At 59.8% G+C, this 12,705-nt stretch carries 12 protein-coding genes and 1 tRNA gene; 11 read left to right on the forward strand and 2 right to left on the reverse strand.

What is annotated here, in order from left to right:
- Window positions 1-2: 2 nt before the first annotated feature.
- From DW029_RS10265 to DW029_RS10310, 10 genes are all read left to right on the forward strand, one after another.
- On the forward strand, window positions 3-1,445 hold the full coding sequence (locus tag DW029_RS10265; RefSeq protein ID WP_117762978.1) for a DUF512 domain-containing protein: 1,443 nt from the start codon (window positions 3-5) through the stop codon (window positions 1,443-1,445).
- 10 nt (window positions 1,446-1,455) lie between these two features.
- The gene (der, locus tag DW029_RS10270; RefSeq protein ID WP_117762979.1) at window positions 1,456-2,790 is read left to right on the forward strand and encodes a ribosome biogenesis GTPase Der; all 1,335 of its coding nucleotides are present in this window, start codon (window positions 1,456-1,458) and stop codon (window positions 2,788-2,790) included.
- A complete protein-coding gene (gene plsY, locus DW029_RS10275) occupies window positions 2,783-3,466 on the forward strand; it encodes a glycerol-3-phosphate 1-O-acyltransferase PlsY (RefSeq protein WP_118346030.1) in 684 nt (227 codons plus the stop codon). The genes der and plsY overlap by 8 nt, the downstream gene beginning before the upstream one ends.
- 9 nt (window positions 3,467-3,475) lie before the next feature.
- Window positions 3,476-4,483, forward strand: coding sequence for an NAD(P)H-dependent glycerol-3-phosphate dehydrogenase (locus DW029_RS10280; RefSeq protein WP_117735212.1), 1,008 nt, complete (start codon window positions 3,476-3,478; stop codon window positions 4,481-4,483).
- An 18-nt stretch (window positions 4,484-4,501) separates the two neighbouring features.
- Window positions 4,502-5,173: a ribulose-phosphate 3-epimerase gene (gene rpe / locus DW029_RS10285; RefSeq protein WP_118346031.1), complete on the forward strand. Its 672-nt coding sequence runs from the start codon at window positions 4,502-4,504 to the stop codon at window positions 5,171-5,173.
- Between the two features lie 6 nt (window positions 5,174-5,179).
- Window positions 5,180-6,358 carry a cysteine desulfurase family protein gene (locus tag DW029_RS10290; protein ID WP_118346032.1) on the forward strand — a complete coding sequence of 393 codons (1,179 nt, stop codon included), beginning with the start codon at window positions 5,180-5,182 and terminating at the stop codon, window positions 6,356-6,358.
- The gene (locus tag DW029_RS10295) at window positions 6,355-7,164 is read left to right on the forward strand and encodes a Nif3-like dinuclear metal center hexameric protein (RefSeq protein ID WP_118346033.1); all 810 of its coding nucleotides are present in this window, start codon (window positions 6,355-6,357) and stop codon (window positions 7,162-7,164) included. The genes DW029_RS10290 and DW029_RS10295 overlap by 4 nt, the downstream gene beginning before the upstream one ends.
- On the forward strand, window positions 7,161-7,880 hold the full coding sequence (locus DW029_RS10300) for a zinc ribbon domain-containing protein (protein ID WP_118346034.1): 720 nt from the start codon (window positions 7,161-7,163) through the stop codon (window positions 7,878-7,880). Before DW029_RS10295 ends, DW029_RS10300 begins: the two co-directional genes overlap by 4 nt.
- A gap of 2 nt (window positions 7,881-7,882) precedes the next feature.
- The gene (gene coaBC / locus DW029_RS10305) at window positions 7,883-9,097 is read left to right on the forward strand and encodes a bifunctional phosphopantothenoylcysteine decarboxylase/phosphopantothenate--cysteine ligase CoaBC (RefSeq protein WP_233543872.1); all 1,215 of its coding nucleotides are present in this window, start codon (window positions 7,883-7,885) and stop codon (window positions 9,095-9,097) included.
- A gap of 80 nt (window positions 9,098-9,177) precedes the next feature.
- Window positions 9,178-9,254 (forward strand) — tRNA-Pro (locus DW029_RS10310).
- A gap of 528 nt (window positions 9,255-9,782) precedes the next feature.
- On the opposite strand, the gene DW029_RS10315 is transcribed toward DW029_RS10310, so the two are convergent.
- Both DW029_RS10315 and DW029_RS10320 read right to left on the reverse strand, forming a co-directional pair.
- On the reverse strand, window positions 9,783-10,652 hold the full coding sequence (locus DW029_RS10315; RefSeq protein WP_199582657.1) for a Dam family site-specific DNA-(adenine-N6)-methyltransferase: 870 nt from the start codon (window positions 10,650-10,652) through the stop codon (window positions 9,783-9,785).
- Between the two features lie 375 nt (window positions 10,653-11,027).
- The gene (locus DW029_RS10320; protein ID WP_255413805.1) at window positions 11,028-11,741 is read right to left on the reverse strand and encodes a PBECR4 domain-containing protein; all 714 of its coding nucleotides are present in this window, start codon (window positions 11,739-11,741) and stop codon (window positions 11,028-11,030) included.
- Window positions 11,742-12,445: 704 nt separating this feature from the next.
- Here DW029_RS10320 and DW029_RS10325 point away from each other — a divergent pair.
- Window positions 12,446-12,705, forward strand: a 260-nt coding sequence (locus tag DW029_RS10325; RefSeq protein ID WP_233543873.1) for a hypothetical protein, incomplete at its 3' end; no start/stop codon positions are given.

The raw sequence follows: 12,705 nt of genomic DNA on the forward strand, positions 1-12,705 counted from the left end.
CCATGGACCAGACCGTACCCGCATACACCGCCGAGGTGGCCGATTACGGGCGCAGCCGCGACCCCGAGCCGGGTGAGGGCGCGCTCGTAAAGAATGTGCGTCCCGAATCGCCCGCGTGGGATGTGGGTATCGAGCCGGGCATGCGCGTGCTCACGGTCAACGGCGAGCAGCTGACCGATATGATCGTGTGGCTCTGGGAGGCCGACGACGACACTGTCGAGCTGGAGGTATTCGATCCACGCGACGGCACCGTCACGCCCGTGGAGCTCGACCGCTTTCCCGGCGAGGACTGGGGCCTGGAGTTCGATGGCCCCATCTTTGATGGCATGCGTACCTGCGTCAACGCCTGCGTGTTTTGCTTTATGACCATGCTGCCCAAGGGTGGCCGCTCCACGCTTTATATTCGCGATGACGACTATCGTCTGAGCTTTTTGCAGGGCAATTTTGTCACGCTCACGAACCTCTCCGACGAAGATGTTCAAAACGTCATCCAACGCAACATGAGCCCCATGAACGTGTCGGTCCATGCCGTTAGCCCAGATATCCGCCGCCGCATGATGGGCCGAAACGCCCAACGCGGCATGGACGTGCTCGAGGCCATCATGGCCGCCGGCATCGAAATCCACGCGCAGATCGTGCTGTGCCCTGGCATGAACGACGGCGAGGAGCTGCAGAAGACCCTGCGCTACTGCGAGGAACATGAGCAGATCACCAGCCTGGGCATTGTGCCGCTCGGTTTTACCAAGCACCAAAACCGCTTTAGCTGGTCATACAGCGACAAGCCCGAGCTGGCGCGCGAGACCATCGACATGATCCGGCCATTCCAGGAACGTGCCTTCGAGCGCTTTGGTCGCCACACCTTCCAGATGAGCGACGAGTTCTATCTGGACGCCGGCATCGAGCCGCCCGAGGCCGATTTCTACGACGGCTACCCGCAGTATTACGACGGCATCGGCATGATCCGCTCGTATCTGGACGAGACCGACGACGTGATGGCTACCGATGCCGAGCGACTGGCCCGCGTCCGCGAGGCCGTCACCGCCCGCAACCAGCGCCTGCTGTGCCTCTCGGGCGCCAGCGCACGCGACACGGTCGCGCGTTTTGTGGAGTCGCCGCAGGGCCTTGCCGGCTCTGTCACGGCTATCAAGAACCGCTACTTTGGCGGCAACGTGGACGTGACCGGGCTTATTGTCGCCTGCGACATCTTGGAGCAGCTGCCACAGGGCCTCTCGGGGGTTATGCTCTTTGTGCCTAAGCTCATGTTCAACGCTGACGGCATGACGCTTGACGAGTATCATCGTGACGATTTACTCGCAAGTCTTACCAGTCGCGGCGCCGAGGTTCATGTGGTGTCGACCATGCCGCATGAGCTGCTCGATACCCTGGAGCACATCCTTGGCATTGTGCCTGCCGACTCTACTAATTCCGCTGACCCTACCCATTAAAGGAGAGCAGATGAAACCTATCGTCGCCGTCGTCGGACGCCCCAACGTGGGCAAGTCCACGCTCGTTAACCGCCTGGCCCAGACCTCGGACGCCATCGTCCACGAGTCCCGCGGCGTCACGCGCGACCGCTCGTATCACACGGCCGATTGGAACGGCCGTGAGTTCACTATCGTCGACACGGGCGGTATCGAGCCGCTCAAGAGCGACGATGTCTTTGCAACGTCCATCCGCGACCAGGCGCTCGCCGCCGCCGAGGAAGCCGCCGTCATCCTGTTTGTGGTCGACGGCCGCACCGGTGTCACCGAGGAGGACGAGTCGGTCGCCCGCATGCTCAAGCGCTGCGACAAGCCGGTCTTTCTGCTGGTGAACAAGCTCGACAACCCCGATCGCGAGAACGACAGCATCTGGGAGTTCTATTCGCTCGGCATCGGCGAGCCCACGCCGCTCTCGGCCCTGCATGGCCATGGCACGGGCGACCTGCTCGACGATATCGTGGCCCTGCTTCCGGAAGAAGAGGACGAGGTCGCCGACGAGTTCCCCGATGCGCTGAACGTGGCCATCATCGGCCGCCCCAACGCCGGTAAGTCCTCGCTGTTCAACCGTATCCTGGGTGCCGACCGCTCCATCGTCTCGAACATCGCCGGCACCACGCGCGACGCCATCGACACGGTCGTCGAGCGCAACGGCAGGCACTACCGCATGGTCGATACCGCGGGCATCCGTAAGAAGAGCACCGTGTACGAAAACATCGAGTACTACTCCATGGTCCGTGGCCTGCGCGCCATCGACCGCGCCGACGTGGCGCTGCTCGTCGTCGACGCCTCCGTGGGCGTCACCGAGCAGGACCAGAAGGTCATGGGCTTGGCCATCGAACGCGGCTGCGCCATCGTGGTGCTGCTCAACAAGTGGGACCTGCTCGACGACGACCGCAAGCGCGAGGCCTGCATGGAGACCGTCGACCGCCGTCTAGGCGTCATGGCTCCCTGGGCCCAGTACCTGCGCATCTCTGCCCTGACCGGCCGCAGCGTGGAGAAGATCTGGGCAATGGTCGACGCAGCCGAAAAGACACGCTCGCAGAAGATCAGCACCTCGCGCCTCAACACGTTCCTCACCGACCTGCGCGAGTTCGGCCATACCGTGGTGGACGGCAAGCGCCGCCTGCGTATGCACTACGTGACCCAGACGGGCGTCAACCCGCCGACGTTCACGTATTTCGTCAACCACAGCGACCTGGTCAACGACACCTACCAGCGCTATGTAGAGAACCGCATGCGCTCGACCTTCGACTTTGCCGGCACGCCCATTCGACTCTTCTTTAGGAAGAAGGAGCAAAAGGATGCTTAATCCGATTCTGCTGACCGCCATCTGCGCCGTGGTCTCGTTCTTTATCGGAGCGATTCCGTTTGGCCTGATCCTGGGCCGCGTGTTCAACCACACGGACATCCGTAAGGCGGGCTCCGGCAACATCGGCACCACCAACGCCCTGCGCGTGGCCGGTCCCAAGGTGGCCGCGCTCACCCTGCTGCTCGACTGCCTTAAGGGCGCCATCTGCGTCCTTATCGCGCGTCCGCTCATCGCGAGCGTGGGCTATGGCTTTCCGCCGAACATTATGGCGCCCGGTGCCCCTGGCGACTGGATGCTCGGCGTCATTTGCCTGGCAGCCGTGTGGGGCCATATCTTCTCGCCCTACCTCAACTTCCATGGCGGCAAGGGTATCGCAGTTGGTCTGGGCGTGATTCTTGCCTGGTACTGGCCCATTGGCCTGTCGCTGCTAGGCATGTTTATCGTGGCCGTCGCCATCACCAAGTATGTGTCGGTGGGCTCGCTCGCCGCTGCCATCGGACTTCCCATCGCTGCCTGCGCGGTCTTTCCGTACAGCAGCCTGGGCCTCAAGTTTTGCATGGCGATGATCGGCATCACCGTAGTGTGGGCCCATCGCTCGAATATCCAAAAGCTCATGGCCGGTAAGGAGTCCAAGCTCTCGTTTACCAAGCGCGTCACCGAGCCCGACAATAAGTAGGAGAGAGTCATGAATGTTGCGCTGATTGGCTCCGGCTCCTGGGGAACCGCCGTCGCCGGCCTTGCTGCCGCGCGAGCCGAGCGCGTGACCATGTGGGCCCACAGCGAGCAGACGGCCGCCGGCATCAATGGCGAGCACCGCAACCCCCGGTATCTGGTGGGCTACGAGCTGCCCAAAAACGTTGTCGCCACGACGGAGCTGGCGCAGGCGCTCGACGGCGCCGAGGCCATCATCTTTGCCGTTCCTTCGACGCACCTTCGCAGCGTGTGCCACCAGGCCGCGCCCTTTATCGCCGCCGATACCCCGGTTCTGTGCCTCACCAAGGGCATTGAGCCCGAGTCTGGCCTACTCATGAGCGAGGTCATCGCCAGCGAGATCGACAACGAGGCGCGTGTCGCGGCGCTTTCGGGCCCCAACCATGCTGAGGAAATCTGCCGCGGCGGGCTTTCGGCCGCCGTCATCGCCAGCGAGGACCAGCAGGTGGGGGAGACCTTTAAGGACCTGCTCCTGTCCACTGCCTTCCGAATCTATCTGTCGCAAGACATGACCGGTGTAGAGGTCTGCGGCGCTATGAAAAATGTCATCGCCATCGTGTGCGGCATCTCCGCCGGCACCGGTGCGGGCGACAATACGCTCGCCCTTATCATGACGCGCGGCCTGGCCGAGATCAGCCGACTGGCGCACGCACGCGGCGGTCAGGCCATAACCTGCATGGGGCTCGCCGGCATGGGCGACCTCATCGCCACCTGCACCTCGGAGCATTCGCGCAACCGCACCTTTGGCTACGAGTTTGCCCACGGCGTGTCACTCGACGAGTATCAGGAGCGTACGCATATGGTGGTTGAGGGCGCCGTCGCGGCCCGCAGCGTCAGCGAACTTGCCCGTTCACTGGGCGTAGACATTCCGCTTACCTTTGCCGTGGAGCAAACGCTCTACAACGGTGTTACCTTGGATAGGGCGCTCGAAATTCTTACCGATCGCGTCCCCTCTCAAGAGTTCTACGGACTCACCGACTAGCGCAGAAAGGCTTCTACCATGGGTTCCATCAAAATCGCTCCATCCGTCCTCTCGGCCGACATGGCCAACCTGAAGGGCGAGCTCGACAAGATCGCCGGTGCCGACTACGTGCACTTTGACGTTATGGACGGTCACTTTACCGGCAACCTCACCTTTGGCGTTGACATCCTCAAAGCTGTCAAGCGTTCTACCAACGTGCCGGTCGATGCGCACCTCATGGTGTCGAACCCCGACGAGACGGTCGATTGGTACGCCGACGCCGGTGCCGACATGATCACCGTGCACTACGAGGCCTCCACGCACCTGCACCGCACGCTCACGCACCTGCAGCAGCGCGGCGTTAAAGCCGGCGTGGTGCTCAACCCCGCCACGCCCGTCTGCGTACTCGAGAGCATCATCGACGTCGTCGACATGGTGCTGCTCATGAGCGTGAACCCCGGCTTTGGCGGCCAGAGCTTTATTCCCGGTACCATTGCCAAACTGCACGAGCTCAAGGCCATGTGCGAGCGTCACGGCGTTTCGCCCCTCATCGAGGTCGACGGCGGCATCTCTTCCAAGAACATCGCCGATGTCGTCAATGCCGGCGCCAACGTGCTCGTGGCCGGTTCTGCCGTATTTAAGTCCGAAGATCCCGCTGCCGAGGTTGCGCTGCTGCAGAAGCTGGGCAACGAGGCCGCACAGGAGGCATAATCCCTTATGACCGCAGGTCAAAACCGCATACCCGTGAATCTTGACTATGCCGCCTCGACGCCCATGCGCGCCGAGGCGCTCCTTGCGCAGCGCGAGTACGACGACAGCGAGCTTGCCGGCGTCAACCCCAACTCGCTGCATTCGCTTGGGCGCAAGGCCGCTGCGCGCCTAGAAGTGGCACGTCGCGAGATTGCCCGCAGCTTTGGCGCGCGCGTCCGCCCGTCCGAGATCATTTTGACCAACGGCGGCACCGAGGCAAACCAGTTGGCGCTCCTCGGACTTGCCGAGGGCGCTCGTCAGCGCGATCGCAAGCGCGACCGTGTCATCGTTTCGGCCATCGAGCACGATTCGATTCTGGACAACCTGCCGCTGCTGCGCGCCGCCGGCTTTTCCGTCGACCTGGTGCAGCCCTGCCGTGCGGGCTACATTGAGCCCGCCGCGCTTGTCGAACTGCTAGGCGACGACGTGGCGCTCGTGAGCGTTATGGTCGCCAACAACGAAACCGGCGTGGTGCAGCCCATCCGCGAGCTTGCCGCCGCCGCACATGCTGCCGGCGCCTTGTTTCATACCGATGCCATCCAGGGCTACTTACATATTCCGCTCGATGTCACCGAGCTGGGAGTTGACGCTATGACCGTTGCAGCGCACAAGATTGGCGGCCCCGTGGCATCCGGCGCGCTCTACCTTAAGAGCCGCACGCCGCTGCGCCCGCGCATCTTTGGCGGCGGACAGGAGGCCGGCCGTCGTGCCGGAACGCAGGACCTGCGCACGCAGCTGGCTTTTGCCGCTGCCGCTTCCGCGCTGTTGCCGAATGTTGCCCAGGAGCGCACAACGCTGCAGGCCTTATCCGATAAGCTCTACGACACGCTTACGGCCCATCCTCGCATTCACGCCACGATGGGCGACTACGCGCAGGCCGATCGCCTGCCGGGTATGGTTTCGATCTACGTCGACGGCATGGACTCCGAGGAGCTCATCGTCAAGCTCGATGCCGCCGGCTTTGAGGTTTCGGCCGGATCGGCTTGCTCGAGCGGTAGCATGGACCCGAGCCACGTGCTCAGCGCCATGGGCATTGGTCGCGAGCAGGCGCTGGGCGCACTGCGCATCTCCTTCGATGACCGCGTGAACCCGGCTGACCTGGACGACTTTGCCCAAGCGCTGCTGTCGATTGTGGGTGCCGCATGATCGTCGCCGACCTTGAGCGCGCTCTGCTGACGCGCTATCCCAAGACGGACGCCGAACCCTGGGACCACGTAGGCTTATCCGTTGGCAACCCCGACGACGAGATCCGCGGCGTTGCTTGCGCGCTTGACGCAACCAGGGAAAACGTGCATCGCGCCTTGGAAGCCGGCACCAACGTGTTACTGACGCACCATCCCATCTACATAAAGGCGCCCGAGGCGTTTTGCCCGCCCAGCGCGAAGCGCCCCCAGTGCAGCGCGGCGCTCTATGAGGCGGCCCGTTGCGGCGTGAGCATCATATCGCTCCACACCAACCTGGACCGCTCGCACGAAGCGCACGTCTGCCTAAGTACGCTGTTGGACGCCGCGCCCGCAAGCTCGCTGGAGCACGTGGACGACCCCGAAGCGACTGGCCTGGGCGCGCTTGCAACGCTCAACGACCCCTGCAGTCTGGGCGACCTTGCCACTCGCGCCGCCACGGTGTTTGGCAGCGACCCACGCGTGTGGGGCGAGGCCGATAGCCCGTGTCGAACCGTCGCCATTTTGGGCGGCTCCCTGGGCGACTTTGGAGAGCTCGCCATCGTCGCAGGCGCAGATGTTGTCGTGACGGGCGAGGCGGGCTACCACGTGGTACAAGACCTTGCCTTGCGCGGGTTGCCGGTGATCCTGCTCGGCCACGACCGCTCCGAGGAGCCGTTCGTTGATATATTGATGAACTCTGCAGTTGACGCCGGGGTCGACCCCAGTCATGCGATTAAAATACTGAACCCTTGCCAATGGTGGACTGTGACAAAAGGAGAGAACTTATGAGCGCCGGCGCTACGCTACTCAAGCTGCAACAGATCGATTTGGAGCTCGCCCGCAACAAGAGCGAACTTGCCAATATGCCGGAGCTCAAGGAGCTCGCTTCCAAGCGCAAGACCTATGTGAAGCTCAAGGCCGAGATGACCAAGCTCTACGCCCAGCGCAAGGATCTGGACATTGAGCTCGACGATCTCAACACCACCGAGATTCAGACCAATAACGCCATCGAGGCCGCCAAGAAGCGTCACGTCGACGGCTCCGACTACCGCGAGGTTCAGGACCTGGAGAATGAGCTCGCCACCCTGGCCAAGCGTCTGGACAAGATCGAGCACACCCGCAAGGACGTCGTTGTCGCCCATAAGGAGGCGCTCGACCGCGAGGTCCGCGCGCAGGCGATCATCGCCAAGTTCGAGGAGGGCGTGAAGGCCGATACCAAGGCCGCCCGCGCCAAGGCTGCCGACCTGCAGGCTCAGGTCGACGCCGCCACGAAGGAGCGCACCGCGCTTGCCGCTACGCTACCGGCCGACGTGCTCACCGACTACGAGCGCCTGCTCAAGCAGTTCCGCGGACTGGCCGTCGAGACCATCCAGGGCAACATCCCCACGGTCTGCCACACCGCGCTGCAGGCATCGTCCATGAGCGACCTCAACCACGACGGTAGGTCAATTACGCACTGCCCGTACTGCCACCGCCTCCTGGTACTCCCGAGCAAGGAAGCCTAGCGATGACATCGGCACCCAACAATTCAATGCAACTTGAGGGAAAAACGATCCTGTTGGGCATTACCGGCGGGATCGCCGCCTATAAGTCGTGCAATATCGTGCGTCTGCTGCAAAAGCGCGGCGCACGCGTCAAGGTCGTTATGAGCGAGCATGCCACGGAGTTCGTGGGGCCGCTCACCTTCCGCGCGCTCACCAATGAGCCGGTCGCGGTTGGACTATTCGACGACCCGTCTGACCCCATCCACCATATTTCGCTGGCGCAGGAGCCCGATCTGGTGGTCGTGGCGCCCGCGACGGCCAATATCATCGCCAAGATGGCCAACGGCATCGCCGACGACCTCATCTCCACCACGCTGCTGGCAACGCCGCGACCCGTCGTGATCGCGCCGGCCATGAACAACGGCATGTGGAAGGCACCGGCTACACAGGCCAATATGGCCACGCTGCGCGACCGCGGCGTGCACGTGGTGGGTCCGGGCAGCGGCTACCTTGCCTGCGGCGACGTAGACACGGGCCGCATGAGCGAGCCCGAGGACATCGTCGAGGCTGTCTGTGAGGTGCTCAACCCCGCGCCTCAGGATCTGGCAGGTAAGCGCATCGTGATTACCGCCGGCCCCACGCACGAGCCGATCGACCCCGTGCGCTTCATTGGCAACCGCTCTTCGGGCAAGATGGGTATCGCCCTGGCAGGGGAGGCTGCTCGCCGCGGTGCTGCGGTCACGCTCGTGTTGGGACCGACATCGCTCGATGTGCCCCACGGCGTGGAGTGCGTGCGCGTGCAGACCGCCGCAGAGATGCTCCAAGCTGCCCTGAACGCCTTCCAAACGGCCGATGCGGCAATTTGTGCGGCCGCCGTCGCCGACTACACCCCCGCGGCCCCTGCCGACCATAAGCTCAAAAAGGCCAACGAGCGCCTGGATCGAATCGAACTGGTCGAGACGGTCGATATCTTGGCCGAACTCTCGCGCCAAAAGGGAGAGCGGTGCGTGATCGGCTTTGCGGCCGAGACCGATAACGTTGTCGAGTACGCCGAGCGCAAATTGGTCCGCAAGGGTTGCGATGTAATTGTCGCCAACGATGTCTCGCGCGCCGATTCGGGCTTTGGAACCGACACGAACAAGGCCTGGATTGTGAGCACAACGGGCACGCAAGAACTTCCCGTGCTAACAAAACCCCAGCTCGCAGATACAATTTTGGACTTGCTTCAAAATTTGTAAAAAAGTTCTTGCACTAGTCTAAAGTTTCGGGTTAATATACTCCCTGTTGCGAGCGAGAGCAGAGCAACAAACATAAGCTTCGGGACGTGGCGCAGCTTGGTAGCGCACTTGACTGGGGGTCAAGGGGTCGCTGGTTCGAATCCAGTCGTCCCGACCAGAAGTTTGCAGGTCAGGCACCTAGTGCCTGACCTTTTTTTATGAGGAAGCACCAAGGTAAGCACGAGGTAAGCACCGGCTGCCTTTTAGCCAATAACGACACACCCTTCTACCTGCGCTTTTGTAGAATCTCGATTTTAATGGATCCCCTCTTCACTGTCATTCCACATTTCGTCAATCTGGTGATTCGATTTGATTCCGCATATGTAATCTATTTCGTCAGCTTAGTCTACATACGCGGAATCAACTTACCTGCGCCTGCCTACTGCGGCTAGTTGCGCAGTGAGCCCATACCCAAACCCCCCGAAGCGGTGCAACACGGCTTGACAATCTAGCTTTCTTTTGCTTCGGCATAATTGCGAGATTCCTGCCCAAGACCGATGTCGCAAGAACCGCCCCAGAACCCGAATAACGTGCGTTTCGGCAAAGCCACTCAACTCGACACGCCCGACCCGAACATAGCCTCTCAAATTGCTTCTGATGGGCTGGGGTGGGGGATAGCGATTTGGTTTCGTATGGCGTGGATCCGTCACTCCGGCACATAGTTCGTCAGCAGCACCTCGACCACGGGCTTGTGCTTCCCGTTGACGATATAGGCATGGTCTGCGTAGGAGACGTGGCAATCCGACCAAAGCGTACCGATGAGCTCATTGCTTCGATAATCGTTGTGCGACCACGAGGAAACCATGAACTTGCAGCCGCTTTCCATGAGCGAGTCGTGCAGCCCTTTCTCCTTTTCCTCGTCCCAGGTGTCGTAATAGGTGCTCGTGAGTCCGATATAGGGCGGGTCGCAATAGATAAACGAGTTGCTCGGCGCGGTGGCTATCGCATCCTCGTAGCGCATGGCCAGAAACTTCCAATCGCTTTCGGCGATCTTTTCCTGGACGTAATCGACTTGGTTCACGATTTTGGTGACGTATGCCTTGGAGAAACGGTTGTCGTTATGCCCATAGGGGACGTTGTAGCGGTGCTGGCGGTTGAATCTCATAAGGCCGTTGAAGCAAGACCGGTTGAGGAAGAGAAAATCATACGGGTCATGCGATTCGTTGAACCGGTCGCGAACCTCATAGAAGTAATCTCCCCCCCTCGATTTCAGGCGAGCGCCCTCCGATTCGAGAAACTTCCGGCAGCCTGCGGCGGTAAGCTCGCCGTTCTGGATTGCCCGATAGAAGTCGATGAGATGGATATTCGTGTCCGAGAAGATCGCCCGCTTCGGCGCGAGGTTGAGTCCGACGACCCCCGACCCCATGAACGGTTCGACCCAGACCGTCCCGGCATCGACCGCAGCGTACCGCGCAATCCACGGGACGAGTTTAGTCTTGATTCCCTGCGTCTTAAGGGGCGGAATGTGAACCTTATCGATGATTTTCTTGCATTCTATATCTGCGGAGTGAGCCACTGGATTGTCCTCTCAACGTAATTACGTCTCGGGACTTTCCCATGGATCCAATAGCTCAAGTTAACTAATGCCGCAGCGGCAACGTCCTAGCCGCGAACCCAGCTGGTATCCAGGGTACCGGTATACAGTTGAGCGGCAGATATCGATGCAATTACCAATGAGACGATGATTGCCACGATTTTGATGATCAGCAGCAGTGCGATAAGTCCTAGGATGATAGCCATAAGCCATTGAGTAATTTTGCAGCTTGGAGGGTTTGATTATCGCCACTACTCTCTTTATTTGTCTCGCTGGTCATTGTTTGCAACCAAGCCTTTCTTTGAATGATGAGGCGTAAACGTGTTTGCAAAAGGGTTATCTGCTGAAAAAGGACATCTACTTCGAGAGACTTGCTTCTATTTCTTTACGGCGTGCATTGATTTGGTTGCATTCTTGCGCAATTCCCTCAACGGCTACTGAAATATCATCAAGCGATTCAAGATCTTTGTCGAAAAGCTGACCGCACAACTCTGGATATTTATTTCCGAGTTCTCTTTCATCCCCGCAGCTCAGCAGTATTGAAGCAAGGGAGGAAGAGTGGGCTTTGACGAGAGTCTCATCCACAAATTCGATAACGGAATAAGACATTTCGCCATTCTTGCGTGAGAGGATGACAGCGATAGGTTCTACAGTTCCTACTGACTTTTCTTGGAGTTCCGTATCACTCAAAAGTTGAAGGCTAGTTGGGACGAAGGTTACCGGTCCTGATTTCTTAGAATCGATGTGAAGGGCGCCAATTGCGAAGCCTGCTTTTGAACCAGAAATCCAGATTTCAGCATTGATTTTGGAGCGGCGTTTGTTGACCGCGCTTACATGTGTTGCGGTAGAGCCAAATTCATTGAGGAATTTAGCGGCGATTGTTTTCATTTTGAACTTCGGCACGATACTGTAGCCAAGGTCTTGAGGCTTAAGATTATCATCAACGGCGCGGGTATACACTTCATGGGGCTTGATTCGACAATTGTGTTTGTCAATACCTGCAATGTGGCTAAAGTTGCCAGAAGAAAATGACACTTCAAGAAATCGAAGTGTTTTCGATCCAAAGCAGATGAGGAATGATTTTCAATTCAGATTTTTTATCGAACAGCCGCGCTAGGGAAATTATCGTTTTAGACTCTTCATCTCCAGCGAGACGTCCGTAACTGTTGTGTCTCATGAGGTACCTCCTTTTCGGGAAACCTACCTCAATCGCTACAACTATCGTAATTAGTGCCGCTGCGGCAACGTCCTCTGTATTCCACTACATAATGCAATAAGGGCGCTTTCGCGCCCTTATTGATTCTCGGTTGCTGCCTGCCAGTCTGCTCTCCTAAACCTAGGTTTAGGCGCGGGGGGCTTAAGCCCCTAGGCTTGAACGTACTTGAGGTCAAGCTCTCCAGGCGCGTCCACGTACACCGCGCCGAACGTCAGGTTTACCAGCCGAGTCTGGATCCCTTTCGGGATACCTGAATTGTACCCTTACATGCCAAGAAGATCCGCATCATCCCAATAATAATTTTGATTTTGCTTTTAAGTCGAAGTTGAAGAGGCTGCGAGGACAAAGATTGCTATGCCGCAGCGGCAAGACAGGCTGCGTCTCCCACGCCGCATCGTACGCTCCTGCATGCAATATCAATCCCCATACGAAGGGAGTGTCGCAAATGCACGCAGCGACGCAGAACCTTCGGGGGGGGGTATCTCCTAGGAGTACCCACCTCCGAGGGCAGTCAATCATCGAGTACGTACTGATTATCGCCGTCATCGGCCTAGTGGTCGTGTTCGCCGGACCCGGCGTGGCGGGCGCCATCCGCAACCAGTTCAACCTGGTCGGAAACACGGTAAACAGTGGGATTAGCGGAGGCACCGAGGGAGGCGGAGCATCTGGCAGCGGTTCCGCGGGGGCCGATTCCGCGACCGTCCAGGCGGCGGTAGCCAAGGACGCCAAGGACTGGACGCTCGATGAGCAGAAGGCCGTGGCCGAGGACATCGCCGCCAAGGGCGAGGCTTCGCCCGCCTACGCCAAAGCCAAGGCCGC

Source organism: Collinsella sp. AF38-3AC, assembly GCF_003474365.1.
Classification (GTDB): Bacteria; Actinomycetota; Coriobacteriia; order Coriobacteriales; family Coriobacteriaceae; genus Collinsella.